This is a genomic window from Mucilaginibacter sp. P4_G9, assembly GCF_056400985.1.
In genome coordinates this window covers 1-1,575 of sequence record NZ_JBFUKF010000704.1, presented here as the reverse complement: position 1 = coordinate 1,575, position 1,575 = coordinate 1, and the positions used below count along the sequence as shown (strand labels likewise).

Annotated in this window: 2 protein-coding genes; both read right to left on the bottom strand. The window is 42.1% G+C overall.

Annotated features, from left to right (window positions below):
- Positions 1 to 325, bottom strand: a 325-nt coding sequence (locus AC1DPZ_RS26885; RefSeq protein WP_477409282.1) for a heavy metal-binding domain-containing protein, incomplete at its 3' end; no start/stop codon positions are given.
- A partial coding sequence (locus tag AC1DPZ_RS26880; RefSeq protein ID WP_477409280.1) for a heavy metal-binding domain-containing protein occupies positions 318 to 1,575 on the bottom strand: 1,258 nt, incomplete at its 5' end. The genes AC1DPZ_RS26885 and AC1DPZ_RS26880, both read right to left, overlap by 8 nt.

Genomic DNA, 1,575 nt, shown 5'->3' with positions numbered 1-1,575 from the left:
CTCTTACTGTATCAGTTGCAATACCGGCCCGCTGGATGTGCGTTGCGGTCAATATTATTTTGTTACCTGTAGTACTTCCAGGGCCTGTAAGTTCAACTTTGATTAGTTTCATGCCACAGATAGGACAGTTGCCGGGATGGTCCTCATGCACCTGCGGGTGCATAGAACAAGTATAATAAGCTTTGTTTGATGCTTTGCCTGATGTTTCAACCACTTGCGGTTTGTTTTTTTGCCCACAGGCGTCAAATAGCACAGCAACCAGAATTATATAAGATAGGGTGCTGACCGATTTTAATACAGAAAGGTGTTTTTTTATATTAATCATTGCCTTGTGTTTTAATAAAACTTTCACTGTCTGTTAAATATTGGGCATTTGATGCAATGCTGTCTGTTAATGATAAGCCATTTATAATTTGTATATCATTGTTGTTTACAGCACCTGTTAAAACCTGGTGAGCCTGGTAGGAGGGACCTTTTTTTAGCCAAACGGCTTTTGTGAGGCCCAAATCAGTCAATGCCGATCTGGGGATCCATAATCCGTGACTCGTGCCGGTTTGTATGGTGGCCTTAACCAGGCTGTTTACTTTTAAAGCATGGTCCATATTTTTGATATACACCCGGATGCTGATGGTTTTATCACCAGCCTGTAAAGCAGGTTCGATAAAATTAACTTTACCGTTAATTATTTTGCCCGGTATATCCGGCAAACTGATCTTCACCCGCTGGTTCAATTTTAACCCGGAAACAGTTGTCCTGTCAATTTTTATAACAGCCCATAAACTGTGCGGATTAACAACGTTAAATAAGGTTTGTCCTTTTTCAACATACATGCCTTCCCTGGTAGATAACGGCAAATTGTTAGCAAAATCAGATGGTGGTTTTGTATCCGACAATCCGGCCATTTGACTGTGCGCTACATCATGTACATGCCCCTCATAAGGGCTATAAACCGGGAGGCTGTAAAATACTTTTCCTGTTTTAATTACCTGGTTTACCTGTACTTGTGTCATACCCAGCAGCAATAGTTTTTGCCGGGCCGCATTGATCAGCTCTGTTTCCCCGATTGAATTTTTTGTAAGATAGATCAGTTCCTGTTGAGCGGTTACCATATCGAGACTATAAATATCAAAAATGCGCTGACCGGTATGTATTTCCTGGAACGCATATTTGATGTATAGTTTTTCTATCCGTCCCGAAAAACGGGATGCGATGTTGTTAAATGTCCGGGTATCAAAATCCAGGTAGCCATCACCGTAAATGTCAGTGGTCACTTCTTTTTGCAGGGGTGTAATTGCCCCGACTGAAGAAATTACATTGCTGTTAACCGATTGTAAAACCGTATTAAGGCTGAGCCCCGCCCCCTCACTGGCCTGGCCGGATTTTTTTACCAGGGTCATGCCACAGATTGGGCAGCTGCCCGGATGATCTTCAATTATCTGCGGGTGCATAGGGCAGGTATATTTTACATCGCCTGAAGATTTTGTTATAACGGCCGGCTTTTTCTTATCAGAACAAGCAGCGAGCAAAATGGTGCTTAACAGTAAGCTTGTCAATATTAGCTTAATACTTGTCATA